This is a genomic window from Roseovarius halophilus (ex Wu et al. 2025), assembly GCF_047086965.1.
Genome location: NZ_JBKOTX010000656.1, coordinates 1 through 259, shown reverse-complemented (window position 1 = coordinate 259; position 259 = coordinate 1). Strand labels below are relative to the sequence as shown.

At 44.8% G+C, this 259-nt stretch carries 1 protein-coding gene; it reads left to right on the top strand.

Going from position 1 to position 259, the window contains the following annotated elements:
- Positions 1 to 259: DNA gyrase subunit A (locus tag ACH107_RS33920; RefSeq protein WP_412509937.1), on the top strand; the 259-nt coding region annotated here is incomplete at both ends.

The window sequence follows — 259 nt, the reverse complement described above, 5'->3', positions numbered from 1 at the left end:
ATGAGTGAGCTCGGTTTAAAAAACAGTGGTAAGCCGAAGAAATCTGCACGTACTGTGGGTGATGTGTTGGGTAAATACCACCCTCATGGCGACTCAGCGTGTTATGAAGCAATGGTGTTGATGGCACAACCGTTCAGTTATCGTTATCCCTTTATCGAAGGACAAGGTAACTGGGGGTCACCTGATGACCCTAAATCATTTGCTGCGATGAGATACACCGAAGCAAAATTATCGCTATATAGCGAAGTACTATTGTCAG